Genomic DNA, 17,274 nt, shown 5'->3' with positions numbered 1-17,274 from the left:
AGGCAGGCGGGAGATGACGATCTTGGAAGGCGTGCGGAAGCAATAGGCTTTGCTCAAGGCAGGCTTATGTACCGGCGCGGCGCTGCCCCGCTTTCGAAAAAGCGAGCGGGTGGATACCGGGAGCCAAATGCGGCCTCGCCTTGCGCCAAGTGGTCACCATCTGGTCACCAGCGAGCGGCAAGGCACCGTACAAAATCTGCAACCTATTGATTTTGCTGGTGCCGCAAGAGGGATTCGAACCCCCGACCCCATCATTACGAATGATGTGCTCTACCAGCTGAGCTATTGCGGCGTCGCGCGGTGTTGCGCGGGTTTCTCTTATCGGCGCTCGGCGGGATTTTCAAGCGGCTTCGCGGCAGGTTTTTGAACCTCGCGCGTTTATCCCCCGTCGCATCGTCAGCGTTTGCTGGCCTTGGCGTCGGACGGGAGTGCGGCGAGGGCCTGCTGCCGAAGCTTTTCGATCTCCAGCCTCGTCTTCTTCGCCTCCGCGCGCGCGACTTTCGCGGCGCGCCGCACCGGCAGGTGGCTCAGCCAGGACGAGACGCCGCCCGCGAGCACGCCGATCGCCATCGACGCCAGCACGACGAGGAACATCGGCGCCTCGACATAAGGCGCGGACCCGTCGTTCGCAGCAAAGGGATCGAGGCCGATCTTCACCGGACTCCGATTGGCCATCGAGAAAAACAGAATGATCAGCGCGAGCGGAACGAAGAGGACGATGCGCAGAACGGATTTCATGACTTCTCCCTATGGTCGGCGCGCGCGCCGGATCGGTTCGACAGCGCGTTGGCCGCGGGAGCCCGGCGTCATGTCTCCGCCGCGCCCGGCTCGAGCGCGGCCAATCGGCGCTTCAGCCCTGGTAGTCCTCGTTCAGCCGCTCACGCATCTCCTTGCCCGTCTTGAAGAAGGGCACGCACTTCTCCTGCACGGAGACCTGTGCGCCGGTGCGCGGGTTGCGGCCCGTGCGCGCGTCGCGCTTCTTGACGGAGAAGGCGCCGAAGCCACGCAACTCGACACGGTCGCCACGCGCGAGCGCCGCGGTGATCTCGTCGAGAATCGTGCTGACGATCGTCTCGACGTCGCGTTGGTACAAATGTCCGTTTCGGCGCGCAATTCGCTGAATAAGCTCTGACTTGATCATGACCCAGCCTGTATTGTTCTTGCTGTCGAAAATGCCGTTTGAGCCGGCGTCAACGCACGCCGAAACCCTGCCAAATCGCCAATAGACCGTCAAGACTTGCGCGTCTCTCGGCGCCTGCCGCCTGCTCCAGCGCCCCGGCGGCGGTCTCCAGCCCGATCACATGGGCGACGGCGGCCGCGCCCTCGACAAGGCCGAGCCGTTCGATGCTCGACTTCTTCTTCCAGTCGCGCACAGGCAGGTCCTTGGCGATTTTCTTGTTGGTCTCGAGCCAGGCGATCGCCTCGCGCTCGCCGCCGATCACGTCCACAAGCTTGAGCGGCGCGCCCTGCCGCGCGGTGAAGACGCGGCCGTCCGCGACCCTGGCGAGTTCGGCGTCGTCGAGGTGGCGGCGCTCCTTCACAAGATCCTTGAACCAGCCATAGGAGTCGGCCACCAGGCTGGCGACCGCCGCCTTGGCGGCGTCGCTCGTCGGCTCCAGGCCGTTGGGCGCCGCCTTTAGAGGCGAGGATTTGATCTCCTCGACCTTCACCCCGACCGAGTCGAGCAGCTTGTAGAAATTCGGGAACTGGAACAGCACGCCGATCGAACCGACGAGCGAATTGCCCTCGGCGACAATGGCCTCCGCGCCGAGCGCGGCGATATAGGCGCCTGAGGCCGCGAGCGTTCCGACGACGGCCACGACCGGCTTCTTTTCGTTCAGGCGGCGCAGCTCGTCATAGACCCGCTCCGAACCCGCCGTCGTGCCGCCGGGGCTGTCGATCGCCAGCAGGACCGCCTTGGCCTGATTCGACTCGCCGATCTTCTTGATCAGGTCGATCGTGTCCTTGTCGCCGACGATCAAGCCCTGAAGCGACAGCCTGGCGAGATGGGGCGTGAGTTTATCGGCCGAGTCGGCGCCCGAAAAGCGCGCGACGGCGATGAGTCCGGCAAGACCCGCCGCGGCGATGGCCGCCATGCGCCACCAGCCGAGCTTGCGCCGCAGACGACGACGGTCGAGCAAATAATCCGTGGTGACCGACATTGGGCGTCCTTCGAGAGCGTTCCGCTTCGGCGCTCTAGGTAAGCTTAGTTTCGGCGTTTGAAAAGCGGGGCGCTCTGAGAGGAATCGGGCTTGGGTCGCGCCGCGTTCTGGCGGAATCGCCTAACTGCGGATAACGCGAGCTCTTTTAAAGGTTTGGAACGCGCTTTCACCGCCTCCCGGATAATCGGCTCCGCCATGATATCGCCCGGACGTCGCCCACTCGGGCCCCGCTTCGCCGGGCGCCCTTCCGATAAGGAGAGGACGGATTCGCTCACGCCGGCGTTCATGCGATTACCCTGCCCGGCGTCCGCTTTTTCGCTGCGCGCTCGAGCGTCTGTTCAATCCTGGCGCGTGGCGTCCACGAGCCAGGCCCGGTAGTCCGGATCGACTTCAGCGGCGTCGATCCGCAGTAGTTCCGGCGTTTCGTAACTATGAAGACGACGCGTCAGCGCGGCGAGGGCAGGATAGTCCTCCGCGCGGCATTTCATTTCCAGGCGGAATTCCGTCTCCTCGCAATATTCGCCCTTCCAGGCGTAATGGCTCGTGATGCGCGTGATTTGAACGCAGGCCGCCAGCCGCTCGGCGAGGGCCGCGCGCGCAAGCGCGCGCGCCTTTTCCTCCTTGTCGATCGTCGTGACGAGGATCGAGACGCCGCTCACTCCGATCTCCTGCAAGCGCTCCGCACGGTGCGAGGAAAATTCATGATAAGCTCCCGTCAGCACAAGCATTTTTATCGCGGGTGCGGAAAGCCCGTCAGCCGCCGACAACCGTCGTGAAGACCTGCCCGCCGCGCGCGAGCGTAATCTTCCAGTAATAGGCGCGGCTCGACGTCGCCTTTTCCAGGTCGCGGGTCGACTCGATCTTCTGGTCATTGACGGCGAGAACGAGGTCGCCGCGCTGCAGATTGAGCTGCTGCGCCAAAGAGCCGTCGTCTACTTCCGAGACGACGACGCCGTTCGTCGCGCCCTGCACGGACATTTCCTCGACGACCGCCGGCGAGATGTTGATCACGGTCGCGCCGGCGAAAGGCGACTGCCCCTTGAGCTTTACAGGATCGCGCGGCGGAATTTCCGGCGCGGGGGCGAGACGGATTTGCGCGACGATTTTCTTGCCGCCGCGCAGCACGCCGACCGTCGCCTGTCCGCCGAGCGGCCTGGTGCCGAGGCGATAGCCGACGGCCTCGGGATCGTCCGCCGTCTGGCCGTCGACCGATATGATCACGTCGCCGCGCTTGAGCCCTGCTTCGGCGGCCGGCCCCTTGGGGTCGACGTCGGCGAGCAGCGCGCCGGTCGGGCGGTCGAGACCCAGCCCCTCGGCGATCTCCTGCGAGATGGTCTGCAGCGTCGCCCCGAGCCAGGGGCGTTTGACCATCTTGCCGCCGCCCTTGGCCGCCGCGAGCACGCTCTTGACCATGTTGACGGGAATCGCGAAGCCGATCCCGATCGACCCCCCGGACTTGGAAAAGATCGCCGAGTTGATGCCGACGACGCGGGCGTTCATGTCGACGAGCGGGCCCCCGGAATTGCCCGGATTGATGGCGGCGTCGGTCTGAATGAAAAAGCCGTAGTCGGAAATGCCGACATGGGTGCGCGCCAGCGCCGAGACGATGCCCTGCGTCACCGTCTGGCCGACGCCGAAGGGATTTCCGATGGCGAGCGTCAGGTCGCCGACCTCCAGCGCGTCGGAATCGCCGAGCTCCATGGTGGGGAAATTGGAGCCCTCGGTCAGCTTCAGCACGGCGAGGTCGGTGCGCGGATCGCGCAGCAATATTTTGGCCGGGATCTCCCGCTTGTCGGCGAGCGCCACCTTTACGTCGGTCATGCCTTCGATGACATGGTTGTTGGTGACGACGAGACCGGTCGGATCGACGATGACGCCGGAGCCGAGCGACTGCGCCGTATTGGGCCGGCCGGGCATCGCGCCGCCGCCCTCGCCGAAGAAGCGGCGGAAGATCGGATCGTCGAGGAAAGGATTGACCGGCATGCGCTCGACGCGCGAGGCGAAGACATTGACGACGGCGGGCTGGGCCTTCTTTACGACCGGCGCGAAGGAATAGGCGATTTCGGCGCGGCTTTTGGGAACCGCGGGCGCCTCGTTCGTGGAGACCTGCGCGACGGCCGACGTCGGCTCGGCCGCGCGCTCCAGATAGGCGGCGGAGACGCCGGCGGCACAGGCGAGGACTGCGAAAAAGAAATACCGCAAGGTCAGGCGCATCGGCCGCTCCAGAATGAATCGCATGGTCGCGAATATAGGGATGAAAGCCGACCGATGCGAGACGGCCCCGCTTAGCCGCGCGAGCGCCCGACCCGGCCGAGGTGAGTCGACGAGAAAGCCGCGCCATATTTCAGGCCGAAGCCAAGCGCGCGGTCGAAGCCGATATGAGCGAGATGAATGGCCGCAAGCTGGAGCAGGACGGGCTGCCCCAGCGCCGCGCCGAGCGCGCCATAGGCGAGCGGGCCGATCGTCGTATGGGCCGCGTTATAGACGACCGCTCCCGGCGCCGGTCCCGCGAGATAGGCGAGAAGCGACAAATCGGGGACGAGAAACAGAAGCGCGAACCGGCCCCAATCGCCGCCGGCGATCGCGTAATAGAAAAGGGCGGCCGCCATGAGCGCCGCCCCTTCAACTCTCAAGAGGAGTTTCGGCCAGCCGGAAACGAAACCCGAAGCCGCGCCGATCGCCTCCATGGCTTACGCCGCCTCGTCCTCGCCCGGGACCGGGCCGGAGTCCTGGCCGCGCGCGTCGACGTCGCGGTCGACGAATTCGATGACGGCCATCGGCGCGTTGTCGCCGTAGCGGAAGCCCGCCTTCAGCACGCGGGTGTAGCCGCCATTGCGGTCCTTGTAGCGCGGGCCGAGCACGTCGAAGAGCTTGCCGACCAGCTTGACGTCCTTGATCTGCGCGATCGCCTGCCGGCGGGCGTGCAGGTCGCCGCGCTTGCCGAGCGTGACGAGCTTCTCGACGACCGGACGCAGGTCCTTCGCCTTGGGCAGCGTCGTGATGATCTGCTCATGCTTGATCAGCGCCTGCGCCATATTCGCGAACATGGCCTTGCGGTGCTCGTGGGTGCGGCCGAAACGGCGCTTCTTGTGACCGTGATACATGTGGCTCTCCGTTGGTTATGCGGCCGCCGTGCCAAGGAACGGCCGTCTGCTTATTCCCCAGGTCGCGTCATATGCGCTTGGGGATGATCCCTATACCTCCCCCTTGCGGGGAGGTCGGCGGTCGAAGACCGCCGGGTGGGGGGCCGCGCCACGATGACCGGTTTGCAGCTCGACCCCACCCGACCTCGCTTCGCGGGGTCACCCTCCCCGTAAAGGGGAGGGATTGGGCTCACGCCCGGTTCAGTAATGCTCCTCGAACCGCTTCGCGAGATCGTCGATATTCTCCGGCGGCCAGCCGGGGACTTCCATGCCCAGATGCAGGCCCATCTGCGCGAGGACTTCCTTGATCTCGTTCAAGGACTTGCGACCGAAATTCGGCGTGCGGAGCATCTCGGCTTCCGATTTCTGGATGAGGTCGCCGATGTAGACGATGTTGTCGTTCTTCAGGCAGTTCGCCGAACGCACCGAAAGCTCCAGCTCGTCCACCTTCTTGAGCAGCGCGGGGTTGAAGGCGAGCTGCGGGATCGACGGGGCGGCCTCCTCGCGGCGCGGCTCCTCGAAATTGACGAAGACGTTGAGCTGATCCTGCAGGATGCGCGCGGCGAAAGCGAGCGCGTCCTCCGGCGTGATCGCGCCGTTGGTCTCGATGGTCAGCGTCAGCTTGTCATAGTCGAGCACCTGGCCCTCGCGGGTGTTCTCGACGCGATAGCTGACCTTGCGGACGGGCGAATAGAGGCTGTCGACCGGGATGAGGCCGATCGGCGCGTCCTCGGCGCGGTTGCGGTCGGCGGGGACATAGCCCTTGCCGGTCGAAACCGTGAATTCGATGCGGATCTCGGCGCCTTCGTCCAGCGTGCAGATCACGAGGTCGGGATTGAGAACCTGAACGTCGCCCGTGGCCTGGATGTCGCCCGCGGTGACGGCGCCCGGGCCCGTCTTCTTGAGCGTCAGGCGCTTCACGCCCTCGCCCTGATATTTGATGGCGATGTCCTTGATGTTCAGGACGATGTCCGTCACATCCTCGCGAACGCCGGGGATCGACGAGAATTCGTGCAGAACCCCGTCGATGTGGATCGAGGTGATCGCCGCGCCCTGCAGCGAAGAGAGAAGAATGCGGCGCAGGGCGTTGCCGAGAGTCAGGCCGAAGCCCCGCTCGAGCGGCTCGGCGACCGCGGTCGCCACGCGGCGCGGATCGTCGCCCGGGGTCACTTCGAGCTTGTTCGGCTTGATGAGTTCCTGCCAGTTCTTCTGGATGCTCACTGGGACGCCTTTCCTTGAAGCTCCTGATCGCAGCCCGGCGGGGAGAAAAGTCGGACCGCGCGCGAAATATGCTCGGATGAAAGCAGCAGGCTTTTCGAGCGGCTCCACAAAGCTGATGAAGCCCTTTTCGGCGAACCGCCCCGGACGCATCCGGGGCGGTCCATGCCTCTCGCGCGGCGCGCCGCGCGATGGAGGGCGCGCTCCGCGCCCCGGCGTCAGACGCGGCGACGCTTGCGCGGGCGGCAGCCATTATGCGGGATCGGCGTCACGTCGCGGATGGAGGTGACGGTGAAACCCGCCGCCTGCAGCGCGCGCAGCGCCGATTCGCGGCCCGAGCCGGGGCCCGAAACCTCGACCTCCAGCGTGCGGACGCCATGCTCGCCCGCCTTTCGGGCGGCGTCCTCGGCCGCCATCTGCGCGGCGTAGGGAGTCGACTTGCGCGAGCCCTTGAAGCCCATCGAGCCGGCCGACGACCAGGACACGGTGTTGCCCTGCGCGTCGGTGATGGTGATCATGGTGTTGTTGAATGTCGAATTGACGTGCGCGACGCCGGAGACGATGTTCTTGCGCTCGCGGCGACGAACGCGGGTGGTGTCCTTGGCCATCTATCCTTGCCTTTCGATATCGACGCCGCCGTAACGCCAGCGGCTCCACCTGAGGGGCGACCGGCAGACCGGCGGCCGGCGATCGGGATCCCGACCGACGAAGCCCGACTGCCGAAGCCCGGAAATTACTTCTTCTTGCCGGCGATCGGCTTCGCCTTGCCCTTGCGGGTGCGGGCGTTGGTGTGGGTGCGCTGGCCGCGGACGGGCAGCTGACGGCGATGGCGCAGGCCGCGATAGCAGCCGAGATCCATCAGACGTTTGATGTTGATCGCAACTTCGCGGCGCAGGTCGCCTTCCACCAGATAGTCGCGGTCGATGGTCTCGCGGATCTGCAGGACTTCCGCGTCGGTGAGCTGGGCCACGCGGCGCTCTGCGGGGATGTTCACCTTCTCGCAGATTTCTTCGGCCTTCTTCGGGCCGATGCCATGAATGTACTGGAGCGCGATGACGACGCGCTTGTTCGTCGGTATGTTGACGCCTGCGATACGAGCCACGATTTTCTCCATTTCGGGCGGCAGCCTTGCGGCGGCGCCGGATGATGAACCCGCGTCCGGTGGAGGCCGGCCCCTGCGGGATTTTCGGATCGAGATTCTCCGAAACGCAAAAACGGAAGCCCTCCGAAGAGAACCTCCTGGAATTTCGTCGGAAGTGAGCCGATAACCAGCGATTGCGCGCGAGTCAAGGAAAATGCGCAGGGAGAAGCAAGATTTTTCCCCCGCCCCGCGCAATGGTCTCAAGCGCTGCGACGAAGCGCATCAGAACCGAATTTACGCCGCGCGTCCAGCCCCAGTCCGTAACCGACGGCGCCGAACATGTCTCCGTCGATGATTTTGGCGTCGGGCGTCACGCCCGTGACCGCCGCGCGCACCGCCGGGATCGCTGTGGAGCCGCCGGTCAGGAAAACGGCGCCGATGCGGTCCCCCGACAGGCCCGACGCCGCGAGCGTCTCTTTCAGCGTCCGCGTCAACGAGCCAAGCTGGTCGGCGATCGCGTCGTTCAGCGTTTTCGGGTCCGCGTCCGCAGCAAATCCGCGCTCGATCTCGGAAAGATCGATGACGGCGGAGTCCGCCTCGGAAAGCTCGATCTTCGCCTGTTCGACCGCGAGGGCGATCGAATGCCCGCGCCGCGTCTCGACGATCTCGGCGAGACGCGCGATCTTCTCCGGAGCCAGCGCGTAGCGCCGCAGCTCCTCGATGTCGCGCGCGACCTTCGGCGCATAAAGCAGATTGATCCGGTGCCAGGTGGCGAGATCGACATAGAAGCCGTTGGGAACCAGGATCGCCTTGTCGCTGAACGGCATGCGCATCTCGCTGCCAAGGCCCAGATGGGGCATGACCGTTTTCAGGCTGAAGAGCCGGTCGATGTCCGTGCCGCCGATATGCACGCCTTTGTTGGCGAGGACATCCGACGCCCGGTCTGCGCGGAAGCCGCCTTCCGGCGAGACGCGCACGATCGAGAAGTCCGAGGTGCCGCCGCCAATGTCCGCGATGAGCGCATATTGCTCGGCCCGAACCGTCCGCTCATAGGCGAGCGCGGCGGCGATGGGCTCGTATTGGAAGGCGATTTCCCGAAATCCTTGCGCCCGGGCGATCTCCTCGAGCGCGTCCTGCGCCCGGCGGTCGGCGGCGGGATCGTCGTCGACGAAATAAACCGGACGGCCGAGCACGACCTGTCCGACGTCCGCCCCCGCCGCGGCGTCGGCCTCGCTTTTCAGGCGGCCGACAATCAGGCCGATAATGTCCTTGAACGTGTAGCTCCTGGTCCTGATGCGCGTCGTTTCGTCCATGAGCGCCGTGCCCAGGACGGACTTGAGGCTGCGCATCAGACGCCCTTCGACGCCGTCGACATAGGCCCGAATGGCCGCCCGGCCGAAAACCGGCGCGCCGGTCGAAAAATCGAAGAAAATCGAGCTCGGAAGCGTCCGGGAAGCGCCTTCCAGCGCGATCAGGGTAACGTCCTGCGCGCCTTGAACCGCGACCGTCGAATTGGACGTGCCGAAATCGAGGCCGCAAAAGGACTTTGCTTCCATCGGGGCGTTCTCTGACGTCGGAAGAGTGGAAAGAAACGGCCCGGCGAAGCCGGGCCGGCTTATTGACAAACCTCCGAAGCGGCCGCGTCCTTCGAAACGCGCGCTGCGCGCGCTTCTCAGGATGAGGCCGTGGTGTTTGGCGCAGAAGAAGACGCCCCTCATGCTGAGGAGGCTCCGCAGGAGCCGTCTCGAAGCACGAGGGGCGTCAACCCTATTTTATCAGCAGCCTCGGCCCGGCGGAGCCGGGCCCGGTTTTTTGACAAACTTCCCAAGGCGGCCTCGTCCGTCGAGACACGAGCTTCGCTCGCTCCTCAGGATGAGGCCTAAGTGTTTGGCGCCGAAGAAGCCCCTGCTTTGTCAGCAGTCTGAGCCCGCCGAGCGACGGCCTTTCGTCGAATTATCAGTGACCGAGGGTCTTGTCTATCGCCGCCGTCACCTCGTCGATGGGCAGCATGCCGTCGACCTTTTTCAGTTCGCCCTTCTCCGCGTAATACGCCGAGACCGGGGCGGTCTGCTTGCGGTAGGCGTCGAGGCGCGTCCTGAAACTCTCCGGGTTGTCGTCGGCGCGGACCGGCTTGCCGGCGGCAAGCGTCTCCTCGACCCGCTTACGCATGCGGTCGACAAGCGCGTTCTCGTCGACGACGAGCTCCACAACCGCGTCGAGGCCGATCCCCTTCTTCGCCAGAAGCTCGCGCAGCGCCTCCGCCTGGGCGACCGTGCGCGGGAAGCCGTCGAGAATGAAACCCTTCGCGCAGTCCGGCTCGTCGATCCGCTGGTCGATGATGCCGATCACGATCTCGTCGGGAACGAGCTGGCCGGCGTCCATGATCGCCTTGGCCTTCAGGCCGATCGGCGTTCCGGCGGCGACGGCCGCGCGCAGCATGTCGCCGGTGGAGAGCTGGGGAATCCCCAGCTTCTCGACCAGACGTGCGGACTGCGTCCCCTTGCCGGCGCCCGGGGGGCCGAGAAGGACGAGTCTCATTTACGACGTCCCTTGAGCTTGGTCTTGCGGATCAGCCCCTCATATTGCTGCGCCTGCATGTGGCCGTGAATCTGCGCGACCGTGTCCATGGTGACGCTCACCACGATGAGCAGAGACGTGCCGCCGAAATAGAAGGGCAGATTCGCATAGGCGATAAGCCCCTCCGGCAGAAGACAGATGATTGCGAGATAGGCGGCGCCCAGCACGGTGATGCGCATGAGGACGTCGTCGATGAATTTCGCCGTGCGTTCGCCCGGGCGGATGCCGGGAATGAAGCCGCCATGCTTCTTGAGATTGTCCGCCGTCTCCGTGGGGTTGAAGACGATGGCCGTATAGAAGAAGGCGAAGAAGACGATGAGGCCGACATAGGCCAGCATATAGAGCGGGCGGCCATGGCCGAAATAGGCCGAGATCGTCGCGAAGATGCTCTCCGATCCGGTCGACTGGTAGAAATTCGCGACCGTCGTCGGCAGCAGCAGCAGCGAGGAGGCGAAGATCGGCGGGATGACGCCGGCGGTGTTGAGCTTCAGCGGCAGGAAGGAGGTCTGCCCTTCATAGACGCGGTTTCCATGCTGCCGCTTGGGATAGGTGATCAGCAGGCGGCGCTGGGCGCGCTCCATGAAGACGATGAAGGCGATGACGAGGAAGGACATCGCGATCACGCCGAGGATAATGCCCGTCGAAATGGCGCCCTGCCGGCCGAGTTCGAGAGTGGAGACGATCGCCGACGGAAACGCCGCGACGATACCCGCGAAGATGATGAGCGACGAACCGTTGCCGATGCCGCGCGAGGTGATCTGCTCGCCGAGCCACATCAGGAACATGGTGCCGCCGACAAGCGTCACGACCGTGGTGATGCGGAAGAAGAGTCCGGGCTCGGTGACGACGCCTTGCTGGCCTTCGAGACCGATGGCCATGGCGTAAGCCTGGAAGGTCGCGAGGGCGACGGTGAGATAGCGCGTATATTGATTGAGGACCTTGCGGCCCTGCTCGCCTTCTTTTTTCAGCGCTTCGAGGGTTGGGAACACCGACGTCAGAAGCTGAATGATGATGGAGGCCGAGATATACGGCATGATGTTGAGCGCGAAGATCGCGCGACGCTGCACGGCGCCGCCGGCGAACATGTTGAAGAGCTCGAGCATGCCCTTGGACTGGCCGAAAAAGCTCTTCGCGAAAGCCTCCGGATCGATGCCCGGCAGCGGCACATAGGTGCCGAGGCGATAGACGATCAGCGCGCCCAGCGTGAACCAGATGCGCTTCTTGAGTTCCTCGGACTTGCCGAAGGCGGAGAGATTGACGTTGGCCGCGAGCTGCTCGGCTGCCGATGCCATGGAGGAACTCCCTCGTCGCGCCGATCGAGTGTGCGGCGACTTTTTGTTGGCGGGCGCTTAGGAGCGGAGGCCCGCCCGTTCGCGCGCCCGGCGATTGCGTGAGGCTTCTATAAGACAAAGCGGCCGCTCATGCGAGAGCGGCCGCCTAAAAACATTACATCAGGCCGAAGCGGCCTCGCCCACAAGGAGCTTGACCGAGCCGCCGACGCCTTCGATCGCGGCGATCGCGCCCTTGGAGGCGGCGGAGACCTCGAAAGCGAGCTTCGCCTTGATCTCGCCCTGGCCGAGGATCTTCACGCCGTCGCGCGGCTTGGCGACCACGCCCGCGGCGATGAGCGCCTCGAGGGTGACCGGCGCCGACGCGTCCAGCTTGCCGGCGTCGACCGCCGCCTGAATGCGGCCAATGTTGACTTCGTTGTAGTCGACCGCGAACGGGTTGTGGAACCCGCGCTTCGGCAGACGACGATGCAGCGGCATCTGGCCGCCTTCGAAGCCCTTGACGGCGACGCCGGTGCGGGCCTTCTGACCCTTGACGCCGCGCCCGCCGGTCTTGCCCTTGCCGGAGCCGATGCCGCGGCCAACGCGCATCCGGTTCTTGCTGGAGCCCGGATTGTCGGAGATTTCGTTGAGTTTCATTGCCGCGTCCTCACTTCTCGCCGACGATTTTGACGAGATGCGCCACCTTGGCGATCATGCCGCGCACGGCCGGAGTGTCTTCCAGTTCGCGCTTGCGGCCGATGCGGGTCAGGCCGAGACCCAGAAGGGTCCGGCGCTGGCGCTCGGGGCGGCCGATGGGGCTGCCGGTCTGCTCGACAACGATTTTGTTCGACATGTCTGAGCCTCCCGGTTACGCGTCGACGGCTTCGGCGTCGACGCCCTGGCGGCGCGCCTGCAGCGCGGAGACCTTGAGCGAGCGACGGGCGGCGACCGCGCGCGGCGAATCTTCGCGCACGAGCGCGTCGAAAGTGGCGCGGATCATGTTGTAGGGGTTGGACGACCCCTGACTCTTCGCCACGACGTCATGCATGCCGAGCGTCTCGAAGACGGCGCGCATCGGGCCGCCGGCGATGATGCCGGTGCCCGCAGGCGCGGCGCGCAGGATCACGCGGCCCGAACCATGGCGGCCATAGACGTCGTGATGCAGCGTGCGGCCTTCGCGCAGCGGCACGCGGATCAGCGCGCGCTTGGCGGCTTCGGTCGCCTTGCGGATCGCTTCCGGCACTTCGCGCGCCTTGCCGTGGCCATAGCCCACGCGGCCCTTCTGGTCGCCGACGACGACGAGCGCGGCGAAACCGAAGCGCCGGCCGCCCTTCACAACCTTCGCGACGCGATTGATGTGGACCAGACGATCCACGAATTCGCTGTCGCGCTCTTCTCTATCTTCGCGGCGGCCGCGGCCGCCCTCTGCTTCACGCGCCATTTCTTTTTCCGTCACTTACGCGGCGCAAGCGCCGCTCGCTTCGTCTTCTCCCTCTCCCCGCCTGCGGGGAGAGGGGCGAGGCGACGCCCCGCACGCTGTAACACCCGCCGCTCCGCCTTTTGCCGGCATTCGACAATCGGCTTAGCCCCTAACCCTCTCCCCGCGAGCGGGGAGAGGGATGAGGCGGCGAACGTCCTTTAGAACTGCAATCCGCCCTCGCGCGCCCCGTCGGCCAGCGCCTTGACGCGGCCGTGATACATATAAGCGCCGCGGTCGAACACGACCTGCGTCACGCCCTTCGCCATCGCGCGCTCCGCGAGAAGCTTCCCGACGACCTTGGCGGCGTCGACATTCGCGCCGGTCTTCAGCGACTCGCGATTGGCCTTCTCGATGGACGAAGCCGAAACGAGGGTCTGACCCTTCTCGTCGTCGATGATCTGAGCGTAGATCTGCTTCGACGAACGGAACACGGAGAGACGCGGGCGGCCATAGGCGCGCTCGCGGATCGCCTTGCGGACACGCGCCTTGCGGCGCTGTTCGATGCTGACATCCTTGGCCATGGCGGCTTACCCTTACTTCTTCTTGCCTTCCTTGCGGAAGATGAATTCGTTGGCGTATTTGACGCCCTTGCCCTTATAGGGCTCGGGGCCGCGCAGCGCGCGGATCTCGGCCGCGACCTGGCCGACCTGCTGCTTGTCGACGCCGGCGATCGTGATCTCCGTCGGCTTCGGCGTCGCGATGCTGATGCCGTTCGGGATCGGATAGTTCACGTCATGCGAATAGCCGAGCGCGAGCTGCAGCACCTTGCCCTGCACCGCCGCGCGATAGCCAACGCCGGTGATTTCGAGCTTCTTCTCGAAGCCCGTCGTCACGCCGATGACGAGGTTGCTGACGCGGGCGCGCGAGGTGCCCCACAGCGCACGGGCGCGCTTGGTGTCGTTGCGCGGATCGACCTTGATCGCGTTGTCCTGATGGACGACGGAAACGTCGTCGGGCACCAGAAATTCGAGCTGGCCCTTCGCGCCCTTCACGGACACGAGCTGGCCGTCGACCTTGGCGGTGACGCCAGCCGGAACGACCACAGGCTTCTTGCCGATACGAGACATTGTTGCAAATCCTGTTAGCTGGCGCGCAAGGTCAGAAGACCTTGCACAGCACCTCGCCGCCGACATTGTTTTCGCGGGCCGCGTGATCGGCCATCACGCCCTTGGGCGTGGACATGATCGTCACGCCGAGGCCGTTGGCCACGCGCGGAACGGCGTCGACGGCCGCATAGACGCGGCGGCCAGGACGCGAGACGCGCTCGATCTGCTTGATGACCGGCTCGCCGTCGAAATATTTGAGCTCGATCTCAAACTCGGTGCGGCCGTTGCCGAAATCCGTGGTCGTGTAGCCGCGGATGTAGCCCTCTTCCTTTAGAACGTCGAGGACATGGGCGCGCAGCTTCGAGCCCGGAGTCGAGACCTTGCCCTTGCGGCGCATCTGCGCGTTGCGGATGCGGGTGAGGAGATCGCCCAACGGATCGTTGATCGCCATTTCAAGTGTCTCCTTACCAGCTCGACTTCACGAGGCCCGGGATCAGGCCGCGGGACCCGAGCTCGCGCAGCGCGATACGCGACATCTTCAGCTTACGATAAAAGGCGCGCGGGCGACCCGACACTTCGCAACGGTTGCGAATGCGGATCGCCGCCGAGTTGCGCGGAAGCTGCGCGAGCTTCAGGCGAGCCTCGAACTGCTCCTCGATCGAAAGCGACTTGTCCTTGGCTTTCGCCTTCAGCCGGTCGCGGCGCCCGGCGTAAGCCTTGACCAGCTTCGCCTTCTTCTTGTTGTTCTCAATCGCGCTTTTCTTCGCCATGAGTATTTAGCCTTTCGGTATCCGCGTTTGAGGGCTTAGCCGCGCGTTTTCTTCGTGCGAACCGGAGTCCGCTTCGCTTGGAAACGCGCCGCCAGCCTCACTGCCGGAACGGGAAATTGAACGCCTTGAGCAGGGCGCGCGCTTCTTCGTCGGTCTTGGCCGTGGTGCAGACGATCACGTCCATGCCCAGAATCGATTCCGCCTTGTCGTAGTCGATCTCGGGGAACACGATGTGCTCCTTTATGCCGAGCGCGTAGTTGCCGCGGCCGTCGAAAGACTTCGGGTTGAGGCCGCGGAAGTCGCGAACGCGCGGGAGCGCCACGGTGATCAGACGGTCGAGAAACTCGTACATGCGCGTCTTGCGGAGAGTGACCTTCGCGCCGATCGGCATGTTCTCGCGCACCTTGAAGGTCGAGATCGCCTTGCGGGCGCGGGTCACGACCGGCTTCTGACCGGCGATGAGACTGAGATCGCCCGCCGCCGACGTCACCTTCTTGGTGTCGTTGACGGCTTCGCCGACGCCCATGTTCAGAACGATCTTCTCGATCGCGGGCACTTCGAGCGCGTTCTTGTAGCCGAACTGCTTGATCAGCTGCTCGCGAACGGTCTCTTCATAATGCTTTCTCATGCGCGGCGTGTAGCCCGCGACGCTCGCCTGAGCGACGGCGGCGGCCGGCGCTTCCTTGGCGGCTTTCGGCGCCTTGGCGGCCTTGGCCTTCTTTTCCTCAGCCATCGATCAATTCTCCGGAACGCTTGGCGACGCGGACCTTGCGGCCGTCGTCGAGAATCTTGAATCCGACGCGGGTCGCCCGACCGTCCTTGGGATCGGCGATCGCGATATTGGACAGGTCGATCGTCGCCGGCTTGTTGACGATGCCGGCCTCGCGGTCCTTCGTCTGGCGCTGATGGCGCTTGACGATGTTGACGCCGTCGACGATGGCGCGGCCCTCGTCCGGGATCACGCGCAGCACTTCGCCGGTCTTGCCCTTGTCGCGGCCGGCGAGAACGACGACCTTGTCGCCCTTCTTGATCTTGGCGGCCATTACAGCACCTCCGGCGCGAGCGAAATGATCTTCATGTGGTTCTTGGCGCGAAGCTCGCGCGGCACCGGCCCGAAGATGCGGGTGCCGATCGGCTCCTTCTGATTGTTGATCAGCACCGCGGCGTTGGAATCGAAGCGGATCACCGAACCGTCCGAACGCTTGATGTCCTTCGAGGTGCGCACGACGACGGCCTTCAGCACGTCGCCCTTCTTCACGCGGCCGCGCGGAATCGCTTCCTTGATCGAGACGACGATGATGTCGCCGACGCCGGCATATTTGCGCTTCGAGCCGCCCAGCACCTTGATGCACATCACACGGCGGGCGCCGGAATTGTCGGCGACGTCGAGATTGGTTTGCATCTGAATCATGGCTTACCCGCCTTTCAACCCGGTCTGGTTTCGGCCCCGCCCGATCGCGACGGCCGACTTCGTCCGGAAAACCTCATTTCCAATTTCCAGCGCGCTTCCCCATCGCATGGATCATGCGATCGAGAAGCGCGCTAGTTTTCAGGGCTCAAGCGGTCGTCTACAGGGCGCGTGGCCCTTTTGTGAACCGCCTCGAGCGGGGTATTTACGCGTTTGCGGCGTTTTCCACAACCCGCCAGCGCTTCAATTTCGAAATCGGCGCGGTCTCTTCGATGAAGACCGTGTCGCCGACCTTGAAGGCGCCGCTTTCGTCATGCGCGTGATAATGTTTCGTGCGGCGCACCGTCTTCTGGAACAGCGGGTGCGTGAAACGGCGCTCGACCTTCACGACCACGGTCTTGCTCTGCTTGTCGGAGACGACGACGCCCTGGAGAATTCGCTTCGGCATGGCGCTTTAACCTTACTTTTCCGTGCGCTTCTGCGCGGCGATGGTCTTGGCCCGGGCGATGTCGCGGCGAATGACGCGAACCTGGGCGGTGTTCTCAAGCTGGCCGGTCGCCCGCTGGAAGCGTAGATTGAACTGCGCCTTCTTGAGCTTCAGCACTTCGTCGTTGAGCTGGTCCTCGGTCATCGCCTTGATGTCGGAGAGGCGCTGCTTGGCTTTCATGTCGTCCTCCTGCTACTCGGCGATGCGCTCGATGAAACGGGTCTTGATCGGCAGCTTGGCCGCCGCGAGGGTCAGGGCCTCGCGCGCCAGCGGCGCGGGGACGCCGTCGACCTCGAACATGATGCGGCCGGGCGCGACGCGCACCGCCCACAATTCCGGCGCGCCCTTGCCCTTGCCCATGCGGACTTCGGTCGGCTTCTTGGAGACGGGCACGTCCGGGAAGATGCGGATCCAGACGCGGCCGGCGCGCTTCATGTGGCGCGTCATGGCGCGGCGGGCCGCTTCGATCTGGCGCGCTGTGATGCGCTCGGGCTCGAGCGCCTTCAGGCCGAACTGACCAAAGTTCAGCGAGAATCCGCCTTTCGCGGCGCCGTGGATGCGGCCCTTGAAGGCCTTGCGGAACTTGGTGCGCTTGGGTGACAGCATGATGGTGCTCTTTAATTTCCTGCCT

Annotated in this window: 26 protein-coding genes and 1 tRNA gene; all 27 read right to left on the bottom strand. The window is 64.8% G+C overall.

Features of this window, described 5'->3' with window-relative positions; translation table 11 throughout:
* Window positions 1-216: 216 nt before the first annotated feature.
* Window positions 217-292 (bottom strand) — tRNA-Thr (locus ACNHKD_RS05290).
* A gap of 104 nt (window positions 293-396) precedes the next feature.
* On the bottom strand, window positions 397-738 hold the full coding sequence (locus ACNHKD_RS05285) for a LapA family protein (protein WP_442756044.1): 342 nt from the start codon (window positions 736-738) through the stop codon (window positions 397-399).
* Between the two features lie 112 nt (window positions 739-850).
* Window positions 851-1,141, bottom strand: coding sequence for an integration host factor subunit beta (ihfB, locus tag ACNHKD_RS05280; protein WP_424363743.1), 291 nt, complete (start codon window positions 1,139-1,141; stop codon window positions 851-853).
* Window positions 1,142-1,190: 49 nt separating this feature from the next.
* Window positions 1,191-2,162 (bottom strand): signal peptide peptidase SppA, encoded by a 972-nt coding sequence (gene sppA / locus ACNHKD_RS05275; RefSeq protein ID WP_442756043.1) that lies wholly within the window; start codon window positions 2,160-2,162, stop codon window positions 1,191-1,193.
* Window positions 2,163-2,500: 338 nt separating this feature from the next.
* On the bottom strand, window positions 2,501-2,821 hold the full coding sequence (gene cutA / locus ACNHKD_RS05270; protein WP_442756042.1) for a divalent-cation tolerance protein CutA: 321 nt from the start codon (window positions 2,819-2,821) through the stop codon (window positions 2,501-2,503).
* Between the two features lie 94 nt (window positions 2,822-2,915).
* Window positions 2,916-4,376, bottom strand: coding sequence for a DegQ family serine endoprotease (locus ACNHKD_RS05265; RefSeq protein WP_442756041.1), 1,461 nt, complete (start codon window positions 4,374-4,376; stop codon window positions 2,916-2,918).
* A gap of 71 nt (window positions 4,377-4,447) precedes the next feature.
* Window positions 4,448-4,849: a DUF4260 domain-containing protein gene (locus ACNHKD_RS05260; protein ID WP_442756040.1), complete on the bottom strand. Its 402-nt coding sequence runs from the start codon at window positions 4,847-4,849 to the stop codon at window positions 4,448-4,450.
* A 3-nt stretch (window positions 4,850-4,852) separates the two neighbouring features.
* A complete protein-coding gene (gene rplQ / locus ACNHKD_RS05255) occupies window positions 4,853-5,266 on the bottom strand; it encodes a 50S ribosomal protein L17 (protein ID WP_442756039.1) in 414 nt (137 codons plus the stop codon).
* A gap of 240 nt (window positions 5,267-5,506) precedes the next feature.
* Window positions 5,507-6,526 carry a DNA-directed RNA polymerase subunit alpha gene (locus tag ACNHKD_RS05250; RefSeq protein WP_442756038.1) on the bottom strand — a complete coding sequence of 340 codons (1,020 nt, stop codon included), beginning with the start codon at window positions 6,524-6,526 and terminating at the stop codon, window positions 5,507-5,509.
* Window positions 6,527-6,741: 215 nt separating this feature from the next.
* Window positions 6,742-7,131, bottom strand: a complete 390-nt coding sequence (rpsK, locus tag ACNHKD_RS05245; RefSeq protein ID WP_014890740.1) for a 30S ribosomal protein S11 — start codon at window positions 7,129-7,131, stop codon at window positions 6,742-6,744.
* A gap of 125 nt (window positions 7,132-7,256) precedes the next feature.
* Window positions 7,257-7,625, bottom strand: a complete 369-nt coding sequence (rpsM, locus tag ACNHKD_RS05240) for a 30S ribosomal protein S13 (RefSeq protein WP_036285046.1) — start codon at window positions 7,623-7,625, stop codon at window positions 7,257-7,259.
* 239 nt (window positions 7,626-7,864) lie between these two features.
* A complete protein-coding gene (locus ACNHKD_RS05235) occupies window positions 7,865-9,160 on the bottom strand; it encodes an Hsp70 family protein (protein WP_442756037.1) in 1,296 nt (431 codons plus the stop codon).
* A 400-nt stretch (window positions 9,161-9,560) separates the two neighbouring features.
* Entirely contained in the window at window positions 9,561-10,142 is a 582-nt protein-coding gene (locus ACNHKD_RS05230; RefSeq protein ID WP_442756036.1) for an adenylate kinase, read from the bottom strand.
* Window positions 10,139-11,473, bottom strand: a complete 1,335-nt coding sequence (gene secY, locus ACNHKD_RS05225) for a preprotein translocase subunit SecY (RefSeq protein ID WP_442756035.1) — start codon at window positions 11,471-11,473, stop codon at window positions 10,139-10,141. The genes ACNHKD_RS05230 and secY overlap by 4 nt, the downstream gene beginning before the upstream one ends.
* Window positions 11,474-11,632: 159 nt before the next feature.
* Window positions 11,633-12,109 (bottom strand): 50S ribosomal protein L15, encoded by a 477-nt coding sequence (gene rplO / locus ACNHKD_RS05220; protein WP_442756034.1) that lies wholly within the window; start codon window positions 12,107-12,109, stop codon window positions 11,633-11,635.
* A 10-nt stretch (window positions 12,110-12,119) separates the two neighbouring features.
* Complete coding sequence (gene rpmD, locus ACNHKD_RS05215; protein WP_442756033.1) at window positions 12,120-12,305, bottom strand: 50S ribosomal protein L30; 186 nt, start codon at window positions 12,303-12,305, stop codon at window positions 12,120-12,122.
* 15 nt (window positions 12,306-12,320) lie between these two features.
* Entirely contained in the window at window positions 12,321-12,893 is a 573-nt protein-coding gene (gene rpsE, locus ACNHKD_RS05210; RefSeq protein WP_442756032.1) for a 30S ribosomal protein S5, read from the bottom strand.
* Between the two features lie 197 nt (window positions 12,894-13,090).
* Window positions 13,091-13,453, bottom strand: a complete 363-nt coding sequence (rplR, locus tag ACNHKD_RS05205) for a 50S ribosomal protein L18 (protein WP_442756031.1) — start codon at window positions 13,451-13,453, stop codon at window positions 13,091-13,093.
* A 12-nt stretch (window positions 13,454-13,465) separates the two neighbouring features.
* On the bottom strand, window positions 13,466-13,999 hold the full coding sequence (rplF, locus tag ACNHKD_RS05200) for a 50S ribosomal protein L6 (protein WP_442756030.1): 534 nt from the start codon (window positions 13,997-13,999) through the stop codon (window positions 13,466-13,468).
* Between the two features lie 31 nt (window positions 14,000-14,030).
* A complete protein-coding gene (gene rpsH / locus ACNHKD_RS05195) occupies window positions 14,031-14,429 on the bottom strand; it encodes a 30S ribosomal protein S8 (protein WP_442756029.1) in 399 nt (132 codons plus the stop codon).
* Between the two features lie 13 nt (window positions 14,430-14,442).
* Window positions 14,443-14,748 carry a 30S ribosomal protein S14 gene (gene rpsN / locus ACNHKD_RS05190; RefSeq protein ID WP_442756028.1) on the bottom strand — a complete coding sequence of 102 codons (306 nt, stop codon included), beginning with the start codon at window positions 14,746-14,748 and terminating at the stop codon, window positions 14,443-14,445.
* A gap of 97 nt (window positions 14,749-14,845) precedes the next feature.
* On the bottom strand, window positions 14,846-15,481 hold the full coding sequence (gene rplE, locus ACNHKD_RS05185; RefSeq protein WP_442756027.1) for a 50S ribosomal protein L5: 636 nt from the start codon (window positions 15,479-15,481) through the stop codon (window positions 14,846-14,848).
* On the bottom strand, window positions 15,474-15,791 hold the full coding sequence (gene rplX, locus ACNHKD_RS05180; RefSeq protein ID WP_442756026.1) for a 50S ribosomal protein L24: 318 nt from the start codon (window positions 15,789-15,791) through the stop codon (window positions 15,474-15,476). Before rplX ends, rplE begins: the two co-directional genes overlap by 8 nt.
* On the bottom strand, window positions 15,791-16,159 hold the full coding sequence (gene rplN, locus ACNHKD_RS05175; protein WP_138166882.1) for a 50S ribosomal protein L14: 369 nt from the start codon (window positions 16,157-16,159) through the stop codon (window positions 15,791-15,793). Before rplN ends, rplX begins: the two co-directional genes overlap by 1 nt.
* A 202-nt stretch (window positions 16,160-16,361) precedes the next feature.
* Window positions 16,362-16,604, bottom strand: a complete 243-nt coding sequence (gene rpsQ / locus ACNHKD_RS05170) for a 30S ribosomal protein S17 (protein ID WP_442756025.1) — start codon at window positions 16,602-16,604, stop codon at window positions 16,362-16,364.
* Window positions 16,605-16,616: 12 nt separating this feature from the next.
* A complete protein-coding gene (gene rpmC, locus ACNHKD_RS05165) occupies window positions 16,617-16,823 on the bottom strand; it encodes a 50S ribosomal protein L29 (protein WP_442756024.1) in 207 nt (68 codons plus the stop codon).
* A 12-nt stretch (window positions 16,824-16,835) separates the two neighbouring features.
* On the bottom strand, window positions 16,836-17,249 hold the full coding sequence (gene rplP, locus ACNHKD_RS05160; RefSeq protein ID WP_036285015.1) for a 50S ribosomal protein L16: 414 nt from the start codon (window positions 17,247-17,249) through the stop codon (window positions 16,836-16,838).
* Window positions 17,250-17,274: the final 25 nt, after the last annotated feature.

It is taken from the genome of Methylocystis sp. JAN1, assembly GCF_052186135.1.
Classification (GTDB): Bacteria; Pseudomonadota; Alphaproteobacteria; order Rhizobiales; family Beijerinckiaceae; genus Methylocystis.
Note: the sequence above shows the minus strand (reverse complement) of the source record. Positions and strands in the feature narration are given on the sequence as shown.